Annotated in this window: 18 protein-coding genes; 9 read left to right on the plus strand and 9 right to left on the minus strand. The window is 72.1% G+C overall.

All coding sequences use genetic code 11. The annotated features are described in order from the left end of the window. Positions 1-49: 49 nt before the first annotated feature. A complete protein-coding gene (locus AB0I15_RS13835) occupies positions 50-247 on the plus strand; it encodes a hypothetical protein (protein WP_358094492.1) in 198 nt (65 codons plus the stop codon). A 63-nt stretch (positions 248-310) separates the two neighbouring features. On the opposite strand, the gene AB0I15_RS13840 is transcribed toward AB0I15_RS13835, so the two are convergent. The 4 genes from AB0I15_RS13840 to AB0I15_RS13855 all read right to left on the minus strand — a co-directional run bounded on the left by AB0I15_RS13840 (position 311) and on the right by AB0I15_RS13855 (position 2,282). Beyond that, the gene (locus AB0I15_RS13840) at positions 311-832 is read right to left on the minus strand and encodes a hypothetical protein (protein ID WP_358094493.1); all 522 of its coding nucleotides are present in this window, start codon (positions 830-832) and stop codon (positions 311-313) included. After that, positions 829-1,602, minus strand: a complete 774-nt coding sequence (locus AB0I15_RS13845; RefSeq protein ID WP_358094494.1) for a GyrI-like domain-containing protein — start codon at positions 1,600-1,602, stop codon at positions 829-831. Before AB0I15_RS13845 ends, AB0I15_RS13840 begins: the two co-directional genes overlap by 4 nt. 73 nt (positions 1,603-1,675) lie before the next feature. Continuing rightward, positions 1,676-1,837, minus strand: coding sequence for a hypothetical protein (locus AB0I15_RS13850; protein WP_358094496.1), 162 nt, complete (start codon positions 1,835-1,837; stop codon positions 1,676-1,678). Positions 1,838-1,841: 4 nt separating this feature from the next. Further along, positions 1,842-2,282, minus strand: coding sequence for a VOC family protein (locus AB0I15_RS13855; protein WP_358094498.1), 441 nt, complete (start codon positions 2,280-2,282; stop codon positions 1,842-1,844). A 268-nt stretch (positions 2,283-2,550) separates the two neighbouring features. Between AB0I15_RS13855 and AB0I15_RS13860 the strand changes: the two genes are divergently transcribed. Continuing rightward, complete coding sequence (locus tag AB0I15_RS13860) at positions 2,551-3,180, plus strand: TetR family transcriptional regulator C-terminal domain-containing protein (protein WP_358094500.1); 630 nt, start codon at positions 2,551-2,553, stop codon at positions 3,178-3,180. Continuing rightward, entirely contained in the window at positions 3,177-3,911 is a 735-nt protein-coding gene (locus AB0I15_RS13865) for a DUF3159 domain-containing protein (RefSeq protein ID WP_358094502.1), read from the plus strand. Before AB0I15_RS13860 ends, AB0I15_RS13865 begins: the two co-directional genes overlap by 4 nt. Here AB0I15_RS13865 and AB0I15_RS13870 read toward each other — a convergent pair. The 3 genes from AB0I15_RS13870 to AB0I15_RS13880 form a co-directional block, all read right to left on the minus strand. After that, the gene (locus AB0I15_RS13870; RefSeq protein WP_358094504.1) at positions 3,863-5,026 is read right to left on the minus strand and encodes an SRPBCC family protein; all 1,164 of its coding nucleotides are present in this window, start codon (positions 5,024-5,026) and stop codon (positions 3,863-3,865) included. The genes AB0I15_RS13865 and AB0I15_RS13870 overlap by 49 nt on opposite strands. Before the next feature lie 89 nt (positions 5,027-5,115). Continuing rightward, positions 5,116-6,387: an SMI1/KNR4 family protein gene (locus AB0I15_RS13875; protein ID WP_358094862.1), complete on the minus strand. Its 1,272-nt coding sequence runs from the start codon at positions 6,385-6,387 to the stop codon at positions 5,116-5,118. Positions 6,388-6,690: 303 nt separating this feature from the next. Further along, a complete protein-coding gene (locus AB0I15_RS13880) occupies positions 6,691-10,200 on the minus strand; it encodes a hypothetical protein (protein ID WP_358094506.1) in 3,510 nt (1,169 codons plus the stop codon). A gap of 474 nt (positions 10,201-10,674) precedes the next feature. On the opposite strand from AB0I15_RS13880, the gene AB0I15_RS13885 reads away from it, so the two are divergent. From AB0I15_RS13885 to solA, 4 genes are read left to right on the plus strand one after another with little or no spacing between them, the layout of a single operon-like run. Then, positions 10,675-11,547 (plus strand): ABC transporter substrate-binding protein, encoded by an 873-nt coding sequence (locus tag AB0I15_RS13885; RefSeq protein ID WP_358094508.1) that lies wholly within the window; start codon positions 10,675-10,677, stop codon positions 11,545-11,547. Then, positions 11,544-12,671 carry an amino acid ABC transporter permease gene (locus tag AB0I15_RS13890; protein WP_358094510.1) on the plus strand — a complete coding sequence of 376 codons (1,128 nt, stop codon included), beginning with the start codon at positions 11,544-11,546 and terminating at the stop codon, positions 12,669-12,671. The genes AB0I15_RS13885 and AB0I15_RS13890 overlap by 4 nt, the downstream gene beginning before the upstream one ends. Then, positions 12,668-13,417, plus strand: a complete 750-nt coding sequence (locus tag AB0I15_RS13895; RefSeq protein WP_358094512.1) for an amino acid ABC transporter ATP-binding protein — start codon at positions 12,668-12,670, stop codon at positions 13,415-13,417. The genes AB0I15_RS13890 and AB0I15_RS13895 overlap by 4 nt, the downstream gene beginning before the upstream one ends. A gap of 57 nt (positions 13,418-13,474) precedes the next feature. After that, positions 13,475-14,602, plus strand: coding sequence for an N-methyl-L-tryptophan oxidase (gene solA, locus AB0I15_RS13900; protein WP_358094514.1), 1,128 nt, complete (start codon positions 13,475-13,477; stop codon positions 14,600-14,602). 49 nt (positions 14,603-14,651) lie between these two features. Here solA and AB0I15_RS13905 read toward each other — a convergent pair whose 3' ends face one another. Then, entirely contained in the window at positions 14,652-15,686 is a 1,035-nt protein-coding gene (locus AB0I15_RS13905; protein WP_358094515.1) for a hypothetical protein, read from the minus strand. A 197-nt stretch (positions 15,687-15,883) separates the two neighbouring features. On the opposite strand from AB0I15_RS13905, the gene AB0I15_RS13910 reads away from it, so the two are divergent. Together AB0I15_RS13910 and AB0I15_RS13915 are read left to right on the plus strand one after the other, a co-directional pair. Further along, positions 15,884-18,793, plus strand: a complete 2,910-nt coding sequence (locus tag AB0I15_RS13910; protein WP_358094864.1) for a BTAD domain-containing putative transcriptional regulator — start codon at positions 15,884-15,886, stop codon at positions 18,791-18,793. Between the two features lie 63 nt (positions 18,794-18,856). After that, the gene (locus AB0I15_RS13915) at positions 18,857-19,639 is read left to right on the plus strand and encodes an SDR family oxidoreductase (RefSeq protein WP_358094517.1); all 783 of its coding nucleotides are present in this window, start codon (positions 18,857-18,859) and stop codon (positions 19,637-19,639) included. Between the two features lie 9 nt (positions 19,640-19,648). Here the strand turns inward: AB0I15_RS13915 and AB0I15_RS13920 are convergent, their stop codons facing one another. Continuing rightward, complete coding sequence (locus AB0I15_RS13920; RefSeq protein WP_358094519.1) at positions 19,649-20,278, minus strand: TetR/AcrR family transcriptional regulator; 630 nt, start codon at positions 20,276-20,278, stop codon at positions 19,649-19,651. Between the last annotated feature and the right edge of the window lie 38 nt (positions 20,279-20,316).

A 20,316-nucleotide genomic window follows, 5' to 3' on the forward strand; every position in this document is an offset into this window, starting at 1 on the left:
GGTTCCACGGGGACCCCACCGCGCCGTGTGGCGTCCGCTCGTGAGGTAGGTGTGGGGGCGTGGACTCCGCGGCGCGGTCCTGGCCGGGGAGGTCGAGCGGGTGGACTACCGGGCCACCGACTCCGGCGAACTGGTGTCCCTGGTGTGGTCGGAGTCGTTCCTGGCCTGGTGTCACCTGCGCGCCGAGCCGGACCGGCTGGCTGCTCAGTTGGAGCCCCTTTCCGCTACGAGGAGGAGGCGATCGTGACCGCGCTCAACGCCACCGCCCCGGCGCCCGCACTGGTCCGGCGACCATGGGCTGCCTGGATGATCAACCGGTGGGGCGTGCCACCGGCTGCCTGAGCATCGTCCTGGGATCGGGATCGGTGAAATCGGTCAGGTAGATCTCGTGGTGCAGCCCGTTGCGTACGAGGTCGTGCTCGGCCATGAACGCCTCCATCACGTCGAGCGACGCCTTCTCCTCGCTGTAGGGCCCCTCGTGGAGCAACTCCACGCACTCGCCCTCGGCGAAGGTGACCACCTGGACGCGGTCGACGGCCGCGCCGGACGCGCGTGCCCGCTCACGCGCCACCTCGGCCGCCCCCGGCTCGGGTGCGCCGGGCAGCGGCAGCAGCAGATGCCACCGCCACTGATCGCGCGGCACCTCCAGCGGCGGCCGGGAGGTGTCCTCCACCCACCAACGGCCCTCCAGCGGTACGGCGGGGCCGCCCATGGCGGAGGCCACGGCGTACAGGGCGCCGATGGCCGAGACGTGCTCGGCGCCGCCTGGCTCGCCCATGCCGGTGACGTTGAGGCAGGTGACGGGGGGGCAGTGGACCAATCGCGGTGTCATGGCTTCTCCAAGGGAATCATCAGGTGGGTGATCAGCCGGTCGGGCGGGGTGGTTTCCGGGTCGGACACGTACACCTCGCGGATCGGGCCGCGGACGGGGTGGAGCCGCTCGGCGCACCAGGACAGCAGCGCGTACGCGGTCAGTCCGATCTGGTCGTAGGGCCCCACGTGGGTGGCCCTGGCGAACCGGCCACCGGGCAGCACGTCGAACTCGGCCCCTGCCACCGGCTGGTCGCTGACCAACGCGACGGCGACGGTGACGGGCTCGCCGAGGTCGAGCGGGAACAGGCCGATGAGCTCGGGAGCGGCGGCCGACGGCACCGCCCGCAGCCTGGCGACGGCGGCCGAGGTGGCCTCGCCGATGGCCGACGGGTCCGCCGCGGTCGCCGTGGCCACCGCGACGCGCCGCGCCGGTTCCGTGACCACCGTGACCGGGGTGGACGGCAGGCCCTCCGCCATGACGCGCTCCAGGGCGGCCAGCGTCGACCGGCGCCTGGCCAGCTCGGCTTCCAGCCGCTCGTGCACCCCGTCCAGGGCACCGGACGTACCGGACAGCACCTGGGCGATGACGGCGAGGGGGACGTCGAGCGAGCGCAGCAGCCCGATCGACAGCGCGTCGCGCGCCTGCTCACGCCGGAAGTAGCGATAGCCGGTGTGCTCGTCCACGTACGCGGGCACCAGCAGCCCGAGCTGGGCGTAGTGCCGCACCTGTTTGACGCTCAGCCGGCCGAGCCTGGCGAACCGCCCGATCGGCAGCAGCTCCTCGTCCATGCCCCCAGCATGGGGTCTCCCCGTAAGGGAGAGTCCAGTGGCCGAGCCGATCCCATGGCGGGGAGTTCAGCGTTCAGCCACCGAAGGCGGTCGCCGCCCGCACCATGTACTCGGCGTACCAGTCCGGCCAGTCGGGGTCCTCGTGGCCGATCTCCGCCTCGTGGCGGCCGTGGGCCTCGGCGGCGCGCCGCAGCGCCGCGGCCAGGTCGGCCGCGGAGTCGTACGTCACGGGCATGTCATCACCTTCCCGGGAGCCGGGTGGTGATCTCCTGGAGCACCCAGCCGTTGCCGTCCGGATCGCTGAACGAGGCGAACGACGCGTAGCTGTGGCGCTCCGGATCCGGGCCGGACAGCCGCCCGGTCGTACCCGCGTGGTGGAACAGCCCGTCCTCGTCGTGGAACACCTCGCTCACCTCGACGCCGCGGTCGGCCAGCTCCGCGCGGGCCGCCTCGACGTCCGTCACGATCAGGTGCAGGCCCTGGACGGAGCCGGGTGCGGCCGTGGTGACGCCCGAACCGAAGATGATCGAGCACGGCGAGCCCGGCGGCGTGAGCTGCACCACCCGCAGGCTGTCGGTGCCGAGATCGGCGTCCAGCCGCCAGCCCAGGCCCGCGTAGAACTTCTCCGCCCTGTCCACGTCGGCGACGGGCAGGACGATGACCTCGAGTTTCATGTCCATGATGTGACCTCCTCACTCGGGTTCGCGGGCGTCGTCGGGCATGGTGCCACCCTCGCCGCGACCGTTGCCGCCCCGCGAGCCCCCTGCGCAAGAACCTGCGGCCGCCCTCGCGGCGGTGCCACGCACCGCGTCAGGTGACCCCTACCCCGGCCACGGCCTTGACACCGGCCGGACACCCCGGCCGGCCGGCCTGAACCGGTGGACGGTCGACTCCCGCCGCCCCGACGCCCTGGCCGCCACCTCACAATAATATGGTAATATTGTCGCTATGACAGCCACAGCGGACGTCGACACGCGCAGAAGGCAGGTGGCCGAGGCCCTGCTGGAGGTGGTGGCCGAGCAGGGCCTGGCGGGCGCCAAGCTGGTGACGGTGGCCGAGCGCGCGGGGATCTCGGTCGGCCTGGTGCAGCATCACTTCAGATCCAAGTCCCAGCTCCTGCGCTTCGCCGTCGAGCACCTGTGCCGGCGCGCCGAGGAGCGCATCGACGAGATCAGGGCCGTCCGGCCGCTCCGGGTGGCGCTCTACCGTCTGGCGGAGTCGCTCCTGCCGTTGGACGACGAGCGGCGCAACGAGGCCGCGGTGTGGGCGTCGTTCCTCCCCCTCACCTTGACCGACGGCGACCTGGCGGCCCTGCACCGCGGCGCCGTCGACCACCAGCTGACCGGCTTCGAGCGGGTCGTGGCGGCGGCGCAGACCCTGGACGAGCTGCCCGACCACCTCGACGCCGCTCTCGAGGCCAGGCAGCTCACCGCCTTTCTCGACGGCCTGGCCAACTACATGCTCACGTGCCCGGACGTCTACGACGCCGCGGCCTCCCGGCACATGCTTCAGACCTACCTCGACCGCCTCTTCACCGACGGCGGCGACCGTTCGGCCGGGCCGCGGGAGGAACGATGAACGGCCCGGTCACGGACCCGGCCCCCGGGCGGGAGGGCTCCGGCGGGGAGCGCGAGAAGGCGCCGGAGACGTTGCAGGAGCAGCTCGTCCTCGCCTGGCGCCACATCGGCGGAGTCTCCGGGACGATCCTCACCACGATCCCGGTCGTCGTCTTCGTCCTCGGCAACGCCCTCGGCGGGATGTGGCCCGCGATCTGGTCCTCGATCGGCGCGGCGGTCCTCGTCGGGATCGTCCAGCTCCTCCGGAGGGAGAAGCCGACGGCCGTCCTCGCCTCCGCCGTGGCCGTGCTCGTCGGCGCCGCCAAGGGCTACTACCTGTGGGGCATCTGGATCACCTTCGCCATCGGCATCCTGCTGCTGGTCTCCGTCATCGTGCGCCGGCCGCTCATCGGCCTGGTCTGGTCGGTCGGCAATCTCCACGGCACCTCATGGCGCGCGGATCGGCGCTCACGCCTCTACTACGACCTGGCGACACTGTTCTGGACGGCGCTCTGCTTCATCCGCTTCGCGGTCCAGAACTGGCTGTACGTCAACGACGACACCACCTGGCTCGGGATCGCCAGGGTCGCCATGGGCTGGCCGCTCACGCTCTTCGCGATCCTGATCACCATCTGGGCGGTTCGCAAGGTCGACGCCCGGCGAACGCTGCTCGCGGACGACGGGGCGCACGGTGACGCCGGCCCTCAGCGTGTTCCGGGGCTGCGGGACGACCGGTCGAGCTCACAGCGGTAGGCGCCGAGGACGAGCCCGTGGAAATGGTGAACCGCGTGCTCCGACAGCCCGGACCCGCCGGGATTGTAGACGATCTTCCCCTGGGTGAACGCGGGGGTGCGCATTCCGCGCTGGACGCTCTCCACCAGGGCGATGTCCTCCACCTGGAGCACCTCGTCGATGTACCGGATGCCGTCCAGTTCGGCTTCGCCGGGCTCCGCGGTCTCCAGGTAGAAGTCCCAGATCTCGCGGGTCCGTCCGGGGCCGTCAGGGATGATCTGCAGCACCATGAAGTTCCCCCGGCCGGGATAGCGCAGCAGGCAGGTGTTGGGCCACAGCCACCACACCGCGTGCTCGGTGACGGTCGCGCCCGACACGTCGTACGCGGAGTTCGCCGCCGTGCCGGCCTGGGCCATGTGGCTGGAGTAGATCCCGTACGTGGTGACCTTGTAGGTGCTCATGTCGACCAGGGACACGAAGTCCTTGTGGGCCACGTGGCAGTGGTAGCACTCCAGGAAATTGTCGACGACGTTCTTCCAGTTGGAGGCGATGTCATAGGTGAGCCGGCGGGCGAGGGTCAGTTTCGCCACGTCGGGTGCCCGCGCCTCGATCTCCGCCTCGAGCTCTCCGGCCTGCTCGGACAGCGCGGCGGCCTCGGGGTCGAGGTTGACGTAGACCATGCCGCCGAACTCGGCGACCTGGATCCGGTCCAGGCACACCGTGGAGATGTCGAAGCCGGGCATGTCACCGGTGTTGCGCGCGCGCCGTAACCGGCCGGTCAGGTCGAAGTTCCAGGCATGGTAAGGGCACACGATGCTGTGCCGGACGCCGGAACCGGACAGGAGTTCGTGCGCCCGGTGCTTGCACACGTTGTAGAACGCCCGCAGCGTACGGGCCTCGTCCCGGACGGCGACGATGGGCATGCCCGCCACCGTGCCCGTCACATAGGCGCCCGGCTCGCGCAGCTTCTCGGCATGGCACAGCCACTGCCACGTACGAGCGAAGATCGCCCGCTGGTCGACCTCGAACCACGCCGGATCGGTGTAGGCATCGGCGTGCAACGACATCGACCGCGCAGGGTCCGGGTCGTATCCGGCTGAGATGTGCGCCATCGCGGAGATCGAGTCCGGTGTCACCGTACCTCCCATGCCCCGGGGCCGAGATGGTCGGCCCGCGGCCAGATCGAGACTAGGGATCCTTCCGGCGCGGGTTCAAGCCCGGAGATTCAGCCGACGACGTCCCAGACGACCGCGCCGCCGGCCGCCGTGGGCTTCCAGTGGCCGATGGTCCCGTCGTTCTCCAGGGCGTCGGCGGTGGCCTTCAGCAGGGCATGGTAGGAGCGGATCCGGATCCCTCCCGGCGTGAAGCTCATCGAGCCCTCGTGGTCGGTGCCGCCGACGTCACGGCGTACGGAGTCGATCACGAGGTGGTCACCCACTCCGTCGGACCCGAAGGGGATCATGCGACCGTCCCACCACTCCGCGCGGGGATCGGTGGAATGCCCGTCGGTGATGTCCTCATCGTCGATGTCGCACAGCATCCGCCACGTGCGGCGAATCTCCTCGACGGACAGGCTCTCGTTCCCCAGCGGGCCGAACGCCCAGGCGTCGTCGGACCCGGTAGATCCGTCGTGCCGCAGCAGCGAGGCTTTCAGGTCGTCGGGGAACCTCATGCCCATCTGCGCCTCCGCCGCCGCGACGGCCGCGGGCGTGGCGGGCCGGCCGAGCGTGCGGTGGCTGGCCGGGGCGTTGGCCCGCAGCCAGGTCTCGATGCGCCGCCACTGCCGGTTGACCGCCCGGGTCGTCTTCGCGCTCGGCTCGCGCACCTGCGGCTCGGTGCTCGGGGGCTCGCAGGCCGCATCGAGGGGTGACGGTGACGGCTCGGCCGGGGGAGGTCCCTGAGTCTGCCCGTACGCGGTGGGCAGGGCGGCAGGGCCCTGCTGCGATTCGACGTCGAACACCGCGCAGGTGACCGGAACGCCCGGGACCGGCTCGTCGCAGGGGGCGCGTAAGCCGGTCGGGTGTTCGGCGGGCCCGCTGGAGAAGACCGCGGTCTCCAGCGCCTGCGTGCCGGCGGCCAGCAGGACGAGGGCGAGGCCGACCGCGCCCCACCGGTTCAGGTGGCGGCGGGCGGCCGGTGTGAGCGGCTTCCTCGGCTCGCCGCCCGCCGCGAAGCGGGTGAACGCGGGCCGGTCGAGGACGGACGGCCCGGCCGTGTGGCGGGCGAGGTCGCGGGCGGTGGGGACGCCGAGGATCGGGACGGCAGGCCACGGGGCGACAGGGGCGCCCTCGGCCGGCTCCGGCTCTGCGACGGCGGGCCACGGCCTGACGGTGCCGTCCTCGGCCGTCGCCGTCCCCGCGACGGCGGGGCCGGTCGTGGCCTGCCGCGCCGGGGACGGGACGGGGGCCGGGCGCCGTCGTGACCGTACGATCACGACGATCGCCGCCGCCGCCAGGGCCGCCGCGAGCGCGAGCCACCACTTCCGGGAGATGATCATTCGCCGCACGTCCGGCAGAGTACTGGACCGCACCGACCGAATGCCGGGCCGTCGTCCCTCGCCGCCGCTGCGATGAATCCCACCAGGCTGGAGGCCTGGCTCCCGGAGCACCACCGGCCCAGGTCAGGGCGTCAGGTGGTGGCCGGGTCGCGTTGGTCGATGAGGCGGTTGCCGGGCGGTGGAGCCGGATCGGCACGCGGGTCCCGGCACGGAAACGGTCTCGTGATCATCGAGGTGATCACGAGACCGTTTCCGTGCCGATCTCCTTCGCCGGCGGTGTCCCCCGAGGGGCGCCGGGGGTGGTCAGGTCGACGCGTCGTCCTGGAAGGAGTGCTGGCTCATGGTGGTCGTCAGCCCGATGAGGCTCATCTTGCTGCCGCCCTCCGCCAGGTCGAACCGGCGCCAGATCTGCCGTGAGACCGACATCCCCAGCGGGTCGTCAGGCAGGTTGACCACCTTCGGGCCCGCGTGGCCCTTGATGGTGACCGGGTCCGACCAGACGCCGATCGGCGACGGGCCGCTGGAGTTGACGAACGCCACGGCGTAGGCCACCTGGTTGCCGTCCACCCAGTACGCCCCGTGCGGCGTGCTGTCGTACTGCCACGTGGTCTGGTCGATGGACGGCCCCTGCGTGGGCCGCTGCGGCGGCAGGTGCTCGTTCCACTGGTCGATGGCCGACTGCCAGGCCTTGACCGTCTGGACGTGGCCGCCGTACTGGTCGTCCAGTTCCGTGACCACCCCCGCCACGTGCTGGTCGCGGGCGGCCTGGACGTCCGACTGGTGCTCGACCCTGGTCGAGGTGCCGTTGCAGCAGCCGCTGTAGACGAACGTGTCGGCCACGAAGTGCGTCATGTCGCCGTCGCCCTGGGCCGCGTCGCGGTAGGTCCAGCCCAGGTCGTTGTCGACGTACACGCCGTCGGGGCCGGTGATGTAGATGCGGTTGTCGTACCGGTACGGCTCGGTGATCTGGCTGAGCCTGGAGCTCTCGAAGTCGGCGATGTGCTTGCCGATGCGCTGCACCCACCCCGGGTTGCCCTGGATGCCCATGACCGCGGCGTAGAAGTTGGCGTAGTCGCTGCGCCAGAGCTGGTTGTTGGAGTTGTAGGTGTTCATGTCGCCCGCCTTGCGCGCCGTGGAGGCGAGCAGGGCGTCGAGCTGGACGATCATCTTCAGGCCGAGCAGGTGCACCGAGACGCCGAGCACCAGCAGGTCGAAGGCGCCCGGGACGTCGAGGTAGTTCTCGAGGGAGTAGACGGCGTTGTACACGCTCTCGTCCCCCGGCGCCGTCATCTTGCGCAGCTCGGGCAGCAGGGCGTCGGTGATGTACCCGGAGTTGTCGCCCTGCGTACTGGCCAGCACGCCCTGCTCCTGGACCATCCAGTCGGCGAACCCCTTGATGGCGGTGGCCTGGGCGTTGATCTCCTGCTGCTTGATGAAGTCCTCGAGCCGCGTCACCACGGCGCCGAACGGGTCGGGCTTGTCCGCCCCGCCGAACAGCGCCTCGATGAGCGTGATGCCGGCGGCGGCGACCGGGCCCCAGGGCTCCGGCAGACCCCACACGAGGCTGCCCGCCACCTGGAGCGCGACGTCGGCGGCGCCGCCGACCTGCTCCTTCACCGGCGGCTCCGGCCGGCAGGCGGCGGCGAGCCCGCCCGGCAGTGCCCTCATGCGGGGACGGCCGGTGGCGGCGTCCACGACGAGGTGGGGCAGGAGGTACCGGACGGTGGCCAGGTTCGTCTCGCGGACCAGGACGACGGTGCCGGCGGGGCTGTCGCCGACCGGCTTGGCCAGGGCGGTCAGGGTGGAGCGCCGTACCCTCTCACCGTCGGCGAGCGGGAAGACCCGGTTGAGCCTGGCCAGCAGGAGCCCGTACTGGTCGGCCAGCCTGGCCCGGACCGCGGGGGGCAGCGTCGCCATGACGGCCGCCGAGTCGAGCAGCTCGTACGGCTCGCCGTCCGGCAGGGTGAGATGCCGGACCGCGGCGGCGGCGCCCGGGGGCAGATCGGGGTAGAGCCGCTGGAGCAGCCCGCGGGCGTACACGTCCCTGTTGTGCCCCTCCGTCACGGCAGGGACGTGGACACGCGGCCGCAGATGCGCCGAGCCCTCCAGATCAGGCGCCCGGAGCTGGTCGTCGGGCTGGAACGACACCCGGAAGATCCACGCCAGCGCCAGCCGCAGCAGGTCGGCGGTGTCCGCCCTGGGGATCGGCTGCTTCTTGTACGTGAGCTTCGTCGCGGCCCGGTACAGGACGGAGACCTTGCTCCCCCCGTCGTTGTACGCCTTGACGAGCACGTCCACGGTGTCGGTCTTGTCCTTCAGGGTGTCCCAGAGGAAGAACCCGCTCGCCTGGGTGAGCTGGATCGTGTAGTTGCAGAACAGGATCTGGTCGGCGGCGGTGAGCTCCGACGCGTGGGCGTCGGCGTAGTCGGCCAGCGAGTTCCAGTACTGCGTGTCCGGCTGGGCGTTCCACGCCATGACGAGGCTCTTGAGCTGCTGCTTCGTGGCGTCGGGGATGGGCGGCAGGTCGCCCGTGTCCTGGCCGCGCTGCTGCCGGATCAGGTACTCCATGATCACGGCGGCGGCGGACCCGACGGCGATCAGGCCCACGATGCAGGCCAGGTAGCGGCGCGTGTTGTTGTTCTTGGCCTCCTTGCTCGCGTCGGCGGTCTTGTCGGCCGCCTTCTGGGCCGCGTCCTGGAGCTGGTCGTTGCGGGGGCTGGGGCTGGGGTTGATGACGCCGCTGCTGGTCACGTCGACCACCGAGTTGGTCGCCGCGTCCACGCCCTGGGTGTTCGTGCTGACGAGGGTCAGCGCATTGACGACGTTGCTGATGTCGTCGGCGGTGTGGGCGTTCTGCTGGGCGTATCGGTTCTCCTCCCGGAACTCGTCGACGTCCTCGTCGCTCGCCTCCTCCTGCTCCTCCTCGCTCGGCGGCGGGGACAGCTCGCCCTCGTCGCCGCTTCCGCCGGCGCCCAGCACGGGTGTCGTCAGCAGGACGAGGATGCGGGTGAGCGCGTACCGCAGCAGCCCGGCCGCGACGCCGCGCGGCAGCGGGTCTCCGTGGTAGGTCAGGGTGGCCACGAGCCGGTACATCGCCGGCGTGCTGTTCCCCTTGCCCTGGTATTCGGCCACGAGCCGGTCCACGAAACCGGCGATGTCGTTGCCCGAGGCCCACAGGAACGCCTGCTGGCTCGGGAACAGCCCGATCGTGTAGTCCATGAACAGCAACTGGTCGGCCAGTGTGAGGGGCTTGTCCTGCTTGCCGGTCAGCTCGACGTAGTCGGCCAGGCTGGTCCAGTAGTACGGGTCGGTGTCGTCGCTCCACTGCTTGACCAGGTCCCGGATCTTGGCGGCGGTGTCCGCCGGGATCTGCGGCGGCAGGGACCTGTCGAGCTGCGCGTTGCGCAGGGCGTTGTAGATCAGCGTCGCCAGGGTGCCGATCGTGCTGGCGATGCTGAACACGGCCAGGAACCGGGCCAGGTTGTAGGACTTGCGCGTCGTCTCCTGCTCGGCGAACTTCAGGGAGAGCGCGGAGAGCTTATCGCGCAGGTCGGCGATGACGCCGTCGTCGTTCAGCACGGCCTCGTTCGAGTTCAGGATCACCACCCCGTCGTCGATGTTCTGCGCCACGGGGTCGTCGAAGGTCTCGAGCTCGATGACGCTGACGTCATCGCCCACCTCCTCGCCCAGCTTGCGGGCCATCTGCATGTCGGGGTCGTCGGTGTCCTTGCCGAGCTCCTCGATACTGTCCTCGATCTCGCTCTCGTAGTCGCTGTCGGGCGGGGACAGCTCTCCCTCTTTACCGCTTGGCATCGTCGTCTCCTTCACTCGGTCGTGGGCGTGTCGTGGCCGCGGCGCGTCGCCTCTGGTGGCCTTCGACAGACCGGGACGTTAGGCGGCCATCCATCGTCATGTCAATGAGTGCCGACATATTGAACTTTCGAGCGGCGCATTAGGGTTCGGCCGTTGCCGGGTGAGCAGAACTCCCCTTGACACGCCGGCACCAGGCGAGAGTCGCCGCGCCGGACGGACGGGACCCCCATCTGGTTTCGGACCCGGCGGCCCACCACCTCCGGTGATCGTCCGGTCACGGACGCCGTGGGTGCTTCACCACACCTCGACGGTGCAAACGTGGGCGATTCGCCCATAGGGAGCGCGCGGCGGCTCCCGGAGACTGGCTCTGCGGCCGGTCACCCGGCCCGGACGCGGTGACACGGATCAGATCCGGCCACGCCGCTCCCCGGGAGCCGTACTCCTCACGGCCGTCCCGAGAGACAGGAACCCCACGTGCAGAGACGCATCACCCCCGTCGCACTCGCCGCCGTGCTCGCCCTCACCCTCGCCGCCTGCACGGCGACCGACGCGGCTCCCGACGCCGGCGGCCCGACGGGCTTCGGCGACTGCAAGCTGACGGGCAAGCCCGGCAGCATCACGATCGACCCCACCGTCGACGGCCGGCTCACGGTGGTGACCGCCCTGCCCAACCCCGGGTGGTGGAACGGGACGAGCCCGGAGAACCTCAAGAGCGGCTTCGAGTTCTGCATGGTCGCGGAGATCGCGCACCGCGCCGGCCTCGGGAGGATGGTCGTGCGCAACCTCTCGTGGGATCAGTACATCTCCGGCTCCTTCAAGGACTACGACCTCGGCGCCACCGTGACGGGGATCACCGAGCCGCGCAAGAAGGTCTTCAAGTTCTCGGCCCCCTACTACTCCTCGAACCTCGCGGTCACGCTCGCCCCCGGCTCGGCGTTCAACGAGTCGAACATCCGCGACGCGCGCATCGGCCTGATCCAGGCCAGCACCGGTGCCGCATGGGTGATGGACAACCTCAAGCCGGCGACGTCGCCGTCCCTGTTCAGCGACGGCCCCGAGATGTTCGCGGCCCTCGCCGCGAACCAGATCGACGCGGTCATCACCGACACCGAGACGGCGCTCACGCAGAGCAACGCCTACAAGGACAAGACCCAGGTCGTCGCCCAGTACGAGGTGGCCACGCCCTGGGGCATGATCATGCCGCTCGACTCGCCCAACGTCGCGCAGGTCGACAAGGCCGTGACGGACATGAAGAGCGACGGGACCTTCGACCGCCTGTCGAAGGAGTACCTGGAGCCGCTGTTCGGGGTCGACCCGGGCGGCATCCCGTTCTGGACGGTCAAGTGACCTCCTCCGCCGGCCCGGCGGAGGCGCCCGTGAGCGCGGGCGCCTCCCGCCTGAGCCCGCCGCCGCGTGCCGTCGCGCTCGCGTGGGCGGCCCTCGCCACCGCGATCGTGCTGATCGTCTGGGCCGGGGTCCTCGGCGGCGCGCTCGCCTACTCCGCGGCCGGCGCGCTCTCCGTTCCCGGACTCGCCATCGGCCTCACCGGCGCCGCGCTCGGCGCGGGAATCGCCTGGTACGCGGCCCGCGGTCTGCGGCTGGGGCTGTCCGCGCGGAGGCGGGACGCCGGCGGCGGCGACGGGGACCGCCTGGCCGCGCGCGAACTCGCCGCGAAGTCGCGCGTCCACAGCTTCGGCGCGTTCAGCACGTCCCTCGCGCTCGTGCTGCTGCTCGCCCTCGTGGTGCTGCTCACCGCGAACGACGCGAGCATCATCGACACCTTCTTCAACCTGGACTACATGCTCCGCAGCGCCCTCGACGTCACGAGCGCGTTCGGGCTCAACATCGTCATCGCGCTCGGCGCCATGGCCTTCGTGCTCGTCTTCGGGCTGGTGCTCGCGGTCGTGCGGATGATCCCCGGAGACGGGGCGAGACCGCTGCGCGCGCTCGCGATCGCCTACATCGACGTGATGCGGGCGATCCCGTCGATCATCGTGCTCTACCTGATCGGCTTCGGCCTGCCGCTCGCGGGCTTCCCGCTGTTCAGCGGGCTCCCACCGGCCTGGTACGCGATCATCGCCCTCACGCTCACGTACAGCGCGTACGTCGCCGAGATCTACCGCGCGGGCATCGAGTCGGTGCACCCCTCGCAGACCGGCGCCGCCCGCTCCCTCGGCCTGTCCTACGGCCGGACGCTGCGCCACGTCGTGCTGCCCCAGGCGGTGCGCACCGTCATCCCGCCGCTGCTGAGCGCCTTCATCGCGCTGCAGAAGGACACCGCGCTCGTCAACATCATCGGCGCGGTCGACGCCTTCAGCCAGGCGAAGTTCTTCGCCTCGTCCAACTTCAACCTGTCGTCCGTCGCCGTCGTCGCCGTCCTGTTCGTGCTGATCACGATCCCGCAGGCCCGCCTCGTCGACTGGCTGCTGGCCCGCGACGCGACCCGGCGTCGCACGAGGAGGACCCGATGACGTTCCTGGAGTTCCACGCGGTGCGCAAGCACTACGGCGACCACGAGGTGCTCGCGGGCATCGACCTGTCGATCGAGCGGCACCAGGTCGTCACGCTCATCGGCGCCTCCGGGTCCGGCAAGTCGACGCTCCTGCGCTGCGCGAACGCGCTCGAACCCATCACCGGCGGGCAGATCCGGCTCGACGGCGACGTCGTCTCCGGCCCCGGGGTCGACCTCAACGGGCTGCGCCGCCGCGTCGGGATGGTGTTCCAGTCGTACAACCTGTTCCCGCACATGACCGTGCGCGAGAACATCACGCTCGCCCAGCGCAAGGTCATCCGCCTGCCGAAGGCGGCGGCCGAGGCCCGCGCCGACGAGCTGCTGGAGCGCGTCGGGCTCTCCTCCCGCGCCGACTACTACCCCGACCAGCTCTCCGGCGGGCAGCAGCAGCGCGTCGCGATCGTCCGCTCGCTCGCCATGGACCCCGAGGTCGTGCTGCTCGACGAGATCACCTCGGCGCTCGACCCCGAACTGGTCGCGGAGGTGCTCACGATCGTGCGCGAGCTCGCGCACGACGGGATGACGATGATGCTCGCGACACACGAGATGGGCTTCGCGCGCGAGGTCGCCGATCTCGTCGTGTTCCTCGAGAAGGGGGTCATCCTCGAGCAGGGGCCGCCTGAGCAGGTGCTCGTCGATCCCGTCGAGGCGCGCACGCGCGAGTTCCTCCGTACGGTCGCGCCCGCGGCGGGTGGCGCGCTCTAGCCGCCCGGGCGGACCGGTCTCATCAGCGCAGGCACCAACGAGAAAGGGGACGACCCCATGGAGACATTCGAGGTAGCCGTCGTCGGCATGGGCGCCCTCGGCAGTGCCGCCGCCTACCACCTGGCCCGGAAGTCCGCCGGCGTCGTCGCGTTCGAGCAGTTCGAGCTCGGGCACGTGCGCGGGGCCTCGCACGACACCTCGCGCATCATCAGGACCTCCTACGGGGCGCCGGAGTACGTGCGCCTCGCCCGGTCGGCCTACCGGGACTGGGCCGACTTCGAGGCCGTCGCCGGCGAGCGGTTCGTGACCGTCACCGGTGGCCTGGTGTTCTGCCCGGCCGACGGGCCCTACTCCGCCGGCGACTTCGCCTCCAGCCTGGACGCGGTCGGCATCCCGTACGAGCTGCTCGGCGCGGCGGAGGTGAACGCGCGCTGGCCGCGGTTCTCCATCCCCGGGAACGTGCGGACGATCTACACCCCGGACTCCGGGATCGTCCACGCGTCCCGCTCGGTCGCCGCCCTGCAGATGCAGGCCCGGGCGCACGGCGCCGTGATCCGGGACCGCACCCGGGTGGAACGGCTGACCCCTGACGGGTCCGGCGTGATCGTCCACACCGCGAACGGGGACGTCCGGGCCGGGAAGGTGATCCTCGCCGCCGACGCCTGGACGAACACGCTGCTCGAACCGCTCGGCGCCGCCGTCCCGCTGGTCACGATGCAGGAGCAGGTCACCTACTTCAAGCCGGCGGATCCCGACGCCTTCGACCGCGACCGCTTCCCCGTGTGGATCTGGGAGGACACGTTCTGCTTCTACGGGTTCCCGACCTACGGCGAGCCGACGATCAAGGCCGCCCGAGACCAGTCGGACAACCTGATGACGCCGCAGGAGCGCACCTTCGTGCCCTCACCGGAGCTGCTCGACCAGCTCTCGTCGTTCATGGGCGACGTCATCCCCGGCAGCGGGCCGCCCGTCCGCACCGTGACCTGCCAGTACGCGATCACGCCCGACCGCCGGTTCGTCATCGGCCCGCTGGAGCACCACCCGGACATCATCGTCGCCCTGGGCGCCGGTCACGCCTTCAAGTTCACCCCGGCGATCGGCCGGATCCTCGCCGAGCTCGCCACCGACGGCGAGACCGGCGACGACATCTCCGCCTTCGCCCACCGGGCGCCCGACAGGGCGTGAGGAAGGGTGGAGCGGCAAGGGGCATGGCCGGCCGCCCGCGACGCCGGGGTCACGAGTCCGCCAGGGCGACCGCCCTCTCCAGGGCGCGCCTGGCGTCCTCCTCCGACCGCCGGCCGAGCCCGCAGGCGGAGGCGACGTCCACCGTGCGGGACAGGATCTTCTCCACGATCCGCAGGATCCTGCGCTGGTCGTCCGCGTCCTGGGCCTCGTGGGCCAGGCCCGCGACGAACCGGATGCCCGAGGGGAGGCCGGCGAGGGGTTCCAGGGCCTGATAGAAACCCGTCCTGAGGGGTGGCGGCTGGTCACCCGCCGCCAGCGGGACGTGGACGTACTCCAGGGGACGGTCGTGCGGCCAGGCCCGGAGCAGCGCCTTGACCAGGGACACCACGGGCGCGACCGAGTCCGGTCGTTTCAGCGCCCGGTTGTTGAGGTCGCCGACGCACAGGTGGGCGCCGAAGCGGCTGCCCGGTGGCACGGCGGTGACCAGCTTGATCAGGCCGGGGACCAGTGATCGGGCGACCAGGGCCCGCAGCGGCCCGGGGGCGGTGGCCACCATGACCGTCTCGGCGGGCACCTCGATCTGGAACAGCACGTCCCGGCCGCCCCAGGCGGCGATCTCGCGCATCTCCCGGACGAGGGCGTCCCTGAAGGGCCCTCGGCGCACGAACGCCCTGGCCGGCCCGAAGGAGAACAGCGCGAGGTCCAGGTCGCCCGGCACCCCGACCTGGAACGTCACACCGTCGAGCCGGTGCTCCGCACGTACCTCCTTGAACACCGCGTAACTCGCACCTGCCTCCTTCGCGTGGCCGAGGCGCAGGAGACCGGACCTGAACCGGTGCCCGCGCCTGACCTTGTAGATCGGGTGGTCGTCGTAGCCGGACCAGTCGCCGTCGGTGCGCAACTCGACGTCCGGATGGTCGCGGAGGTCGTCGATGATGTGGGCGATCCAGTTGCGGCGGGCGCCGACCTCACCGTCGGCCAGCGTCCTGAGGTAGGGGCCCGCCACGTCCGCCATGATCGTCATGGCCTGGCGGGCGTCGGCGGCCGGATAGCTTCCGACGAGATGAATGTGGCGACGGGGCATGCGCGCCCTCCTGTCCGTGAGCCCTTCTCCCTGTCCGAGGGCCCCGGGACGCTGATGCGTACGTATTGCATAGGGTTAGATCGGTTGATGGGGGAATGGTGATCGCAGAGCGCACACGGGCCAGAGCAGGGCGGCGGCTCCCCTACGGGTGCGGTTCCTGACCTGCCATGCGATTCGGTGTCCTCGGGGCCTTGGGCGTGTGGTCCGCCGACGGCGAGACGGTCTCCGCCGGCGGACCGCGGTTGCGCGCGCTGCTGGCGATGTTGCTGCTGAACGCGGGCCGGACGGTGGGCGTACGGCGGCTCGTCGAGGGCCTGTACGGCCCGCAGGCACCGAGCGGCGCGGCACACGCCCTGCAGTCCCAGGTGTCCCGGCTGCGCCGGCGGCTCGAGGACGCGGGCGAGACCGCGGATCTGCTCGAGTTCGGTCCCGCCGGATACCGGCTGCTCGTCGATCCCGGCGACGTCGACGCCCACCGGTTCGAGCGGCTCGCCGGTGAAGGGCGGCAGGTGCTCGCCGCCGGAGATCACGCCGGCGCGGCCCGGCTCCTGGGCGAGGCCCTGGGGCTGTGGCGGGGGCCGGCGCTGGCCGACGTGATCGACGCGCCCTTCGCCGGGGAGCAGGCGGCCAGGCTGGAGGAGTCGCGCATCGCCGTGCTGGAGGACCTGGTCGAGGCGCGGCTGGCGGACGGTGGGCACCGCGACCTGGCGGCGGAGCTGCCGGAGATCGTGGCGGCGCATCCGCTGCGGGAACGCCTGCGCGGACAGCTCATGCGGGCCCTGTACGGGAGCGGCCGGAAGGCCGAGGCGCTCCAGGTGTTCGAGGAGGCGCGGCGGACACTGGCGGACGAGCTCGGGGCCGACCCCTCCCCCGAGCTCGGCGGTGTCCACCTGGCGATGCTGCGCGCCGGGCCCGCGCCCGCCGAGGCGGCGGGAGGCGGCGTTCCGGCCCAGTTCACCAGCTTCGTGGGCCGCGACGGCGACCTCGAACGCGTCCGTACGCTGCTCGGCGAGCGGCGCCTGGTCACGCTCACCGGGCCGGGCGGGGTCGGCAAGACCCGGCTGGCGGCCGAGGCCGCCGGGCTGGAGCAGGGCGAGGTCCGTTTCGTCGACCTGGCCCCGCTCACCGACGGCGCGGCCGCCCCGCAGGTCCTGATCAACGCGCTGGGCCTGCGCGAGGCCGGGCTGGTGCCGTCGCTGTCCGGTCCGCTCGACCCCGTGGAGCGGCTGATCGCGGGGCTGGCCGAGCGGCGGGTGCTGCTCGTCCTGGACAACTGCGAGCACGTCGTCGCCGAGGTCGCCACGCTCGCCCGCCGGCTGCTGGCGGCCTGCCGGGACCTGCGGATCCTGGTCACCAGCAGGGAGCGGCTGGGCGTCACCGGAGAGACGCTGCACCCGGTCCCGCCCCTGCCCCTGGACGGCGGCGACGACGCTCACGGTGGCGCCGGTGGCGGGCGGGAAGCGCGGGGTCGGGCGGCGGTGCGGTTGTTCGCCGATCGCGCCGCCGCCGTGCGGCCCGGTTTCTCGGTCGATGAGGCGAACGCCGGCGCGGTGCTGCGGGTGTGCCGGGCGCTCGACGGGCTGCCGCTGGCGATCGAGCTCGCGGCGGCGCGGATGCGGTCGCTGACGCTCGAGGAGATCGAGGCCCGGCTGGACGACCGGTTCCGGCTCCTGTCGCGTGGCGATCGCTCGGCGGCGCCCCGGCACCGGACACTCCGCGCGGTCGTCGGGTGGAGCTGGGACCTGCTGAGCCGCCCCGAGCAGACGCTGGCCGCGCGGCTGACGGTCTTCAGCGGCGGCGCGCCGCTCCACGCGGCCGTCCGGGTCTGCGGCCCGTCCGAGGAGGAGGTCGTCGAACTGCTCGCCGACCTCGTCGACAAGTCCCTGGTGGAGGCCGGCGGGGGCCGGTACCGCATGCTGGAGACCGTTCAGGAGTTCTGCGCCGAGCGACTGGCCGGCGACGAGCGGGAACGGGTGAGAGCGGCCCACACGGCCTGCTTCCTCGACCTGGCCCAGGCCGCCGAGCCGCACCTGCGCGGCCCCGGCCAGTTGGAGTGGCTGGCGCGCCTCGACGCCGAACGCGGCAACCTCCACGCGGCGCTCCGCTGGGCGGCCGGGGCCGACCCCGTGCTCGGGCTCCGCCTGCTCGCCGCCCTGTCGTGGCAGGGGCAGTTGCGGGGCCTGCCCGGCGAGCGAGCCGCGGTGGCCGCCGGCCTGCTCACGACGATCGGCGACGAGCCGCCCGCCGGTCTCGAAGAGGAGTACACCCTGTGCCTGGCGCACGCCGCCGCCGCCGACAACGGGCACGACCGGCGGCTGCGCGAGCGTCTGGAGCGTCTCGGCGGCGACGGGCGGCTGCGGTACCCGTTCCTGCGCGTCCTGCGGTTCATGGTGATCGGCCCCTCCCCCGCCGCCGGGCCGGTCCCCGCGGATCCGTGGTCCGCGGCGTTCGGCCGCCTGGAGTCAGGGGTCACGTGCCTGCTCGGCGGTGAGCGGGACGCCGCCGGGGAGGCGTTCCGCGCCGCGCTGGAGGGGTTCCGCGCGGCAGGGGACCGCTGGGGCGTCCTCACCGCTCTGGAGCGGCTCGCCGGGCTCGCGGACGAGACGGGGTCCGCCGCGCTGCTGGCGCAGGCCATCGACCTGGCCGGACGGCTGGGCGCGGTGGAGGACCTGACCAGGCTGCTCGTCAGGAACGCCGACAGGCTGGCCGACGCGGGCCGGCTGCCCGACGCGCGCGCGGAGTACGAGCGCGCCATCGCCTTCGCCCGCCGTACCGGAACGCCCGAGACCCAGGCCGGCGCCCAGCGCGGGCTCGCGGACGTCGCGCGGCTGCGCGGCGATCTGCCGGCCGCCCGCGACCTGTACGAGCGGGCGCTGCGGGGCTGCGGCCGGGCCTCGATGGGCGCCGCGCTGACGCGTCTGCGGATCCTCATCGGCCTCGGCCGGGTCGCGGAGGCCGAGCGCGACGCCGGTCAGGCCCGCCTCCGCTACCGGCAGGCCCTCGCCATCGCGCACGCGTACGGAGACCGCCAGAGCGCCGCCACCGCCTCCGCCGCGCTGGCCGCGGTGACCTCGCCCGGCGGTGAGGAGCCGGTGTACGGGTCGTGAGCGGATGGTGAGCGGTCCCCGGCAGCCTCGTGGTCATCACCTTTCACTGACAGGGAGACCGACATGGCGGACCTCAAGGGCAAGACCGCGCTGGTGACCGGCGCCTCACGGGGCATGGGCCGGGCCATCGCCCAGCGGCTGGCCGGGGACGGCGCGGTGGTCGCGGTGCACTACAGCCGCGACGCCGGCGCGGCCGGCGAGACGGTGGCCGCGATCGGGCGGGCCGGTGGTGAGGCCTTCCCGGTCCAGGCGGAGTTCGGCACGGACGGCGACGTGCGGACGCTGCTCACCGGCCTGACCGCGGGTCTGCGCGAGCGGCCGCTGGACATCCTGGTCAACAACGCGGCCTGCGGGAACCAGGACACGGTGCGGGCCGGGTCGGTCGATCGGCTGACCGCCGGCCAGTTCGACGAGGTCTTCGCGATCAACGTGAAGGCGCCGCTGTTCCTCGTCCAGGAGACGCTGCCGCTGATGTCCGACGGCGGGCGCATCGTCAACATCTCCTCGCTCGCCACGCGGGTGGCCCTGCCGTACCAGATCGCCTACGCGATGTCCAAGGGCGCTCTGGAGGTCATGAGCCGGACGCTGGCGAACGCGCTGGGCGGGCGCGGCATCACGGTGAACACGGTCAGCCCCGGCGCCACCGACACCGAGCTGACCGACGCCCTGCGCAGCCCCGAGATCCGCACGGTCCTGACCGGCCTGACCGCGCTCGGCAGGATCGGCCGGCCGGCCGACATCGCCGACGTCGTCGCCTTCCTCACCTCGGACGACGCGCGCTGGATCACCGGCAACGTGCTCGACGCCACCGGCGGCGCGCACCTCGGCCCGATGTGGGCGCGCTAGCCTCCCCGGTCAACCCTGTACGGCGCCGGTCCGCGCGAGCTGGTGGTCCAGGATGCGAAGGGCGCGCTCGGTGGTGAGGCGGCCGAGCAGCAGCGCGGAAGCCAGGCCCTCCACGAGGGCCAGCAGGGTCTCCGCGGCCAGCTCGACGCCCTCGGCCCGCTGGGCGTCGCCGTGCTCGGCACGCCGTCCGCCGTCCGCGGGGTCCGCCTTCGCGAGCAGGTCGGCCACCGCCGCGGTGAGCTGGGCGCGGCCCTCGCTGTAGCGGTCGGCCATGGCCGGGTCGTTGAGCGCCCTGATGAACACGGCGATGCCGGCCAGCGTCTCCGCCCGGCCGTCCGGGTCGAGCGGCAGCAGCGCCGTCAGCACGGCACGCAGCAGCGCGGCGGTTGTCGAGGGCTGCGGCACCGCCGCCACGGCCCGCCGGATCCGCTCTCCGAGCTGTTCGCGCAGCCAGCCGGTGGCGTAGAGGAGCATGTCGTCCTTGGTCGCGAAGTAGTGCTGGACCAGACCGGTCGACATGCCGGCCGCCGCCGCGACCTCCCGCATGCTGACGGCCTCGAGCCCGCGTTCGGCGGCGATCCGCCACAGCGCCTGGCTGATCTGCCTGCGCCGCTCCTCGTGGTCGACCATTTTCGGCATCCGTACGCACCCCTCGCTTTGCCATACGAGCGTAGTGC

Source organism: Nonomuraea sp. NPDC050643 (assembly GCF_040654715.1).
Taxonomy (GTDB): Bacteria; Actinomycetota; Actinomycetes; order Streptosporangiales; family Streptosporangiaceae; genus Nonomuraea.

Excerpts from the sequence above, each read along its gene's own strand:
- AB0I15_RS13840 (WP_358094493.1), bottom strand. The coding sequence starts at position 832 with ATGACACCGCGATTGGTCCACTGCCCCCCCGTCACCTGCCTCAACGTC.
- AB0I15_RS13845 (WP_358094494.1), bottom strand. The coding sequence starts at position 1,602 with ATGGACGAGGAGCTGCTGCCGATCGGGCGGTTCGCCAGGCTCGGCCGG.
- AB0I15_RS13850 (WP_358094496.1), bottom strand. The coding sequence starts at position 1,837 with ATGCCCGTGACGTACGACTCCGCGGCCGACCTGGCCGCGGCGCTGCGG.
- AB0I15_RS13855 (WP_358094498.1), bottom strand. The coding sequence starts at position 2,282 with ATGGACATGAAACTCGAGGTCATCGTCCTGCCCGTCGCCGACGTGGAC.
- AB0I15_RS13860 (WP_358094500.1), top strand. The coding sequence starts at position 2,551 with ATGACAGCCACAGCGGACGTCGACACGCGCAGAAGGCAGGTGGCCGAG.
- AB0I15_RS13865 (WP_358094502.1), top strand. The coding sequence starts at position 3,177 with ATGAACGGCCCGGTCACGGACCCGGCCCCCGGGCGGGAGGGCTCCGGC.
- AB0I15_RS13875 (WP_358094862.1), bottom strand. The coding sequence starts at position 6,387 with ATGATCATCTCCCGGAAGTGGTGGCTCGCGCTCGCGGCGGCCCTGGCG.
- AB0I15_RS13880 (WP_358094506.1), bottom strand. The coding sequence starts at position 10,200 with ATGCCAAGCGGTAAAGAGGGAGAGCTGTCCCCGCCCGACAGCGACTAC.
- AB0I15_RS13895 (WP_358094512.1), top strand. The coding sequence starts at position 12,668 with ATGACGTTCCTGGAGTTCCACGCGGTGCGCAAGCACTACGGCGACCAC.
- solA (WP_358094514.1), top strand. The coding sequence starts at position 13,475 with ATGGAGACATTCGAGGTAGCCGTCGTCGGCATGGGCGCCCTCGGCAGT.
- AB0I15_RS13905 (WP_358094515.1), bottom strand. The coding sequence starts at position 15,686 with ATGCCCCGTCGCCACATTCATCTCGTCGGAAGCTATCCGGCCGCCGAC.
- AB0I15_RS13915 (WP_358094517.1), top strand. The coding sequence starts at position 18,857 with ATGGCGGACCTCAAGGGCAAGACCGCGCTGGTGACCGGCGCCTCACGG.
- AB0I15_RS13920 (WP_358094519.1), bottom strand. The coding sequence starts at position 20,278 with ATGCCGAAAATGGTCGACCACGAGGAGCGGCGCAGGCAGATCAGCCAG.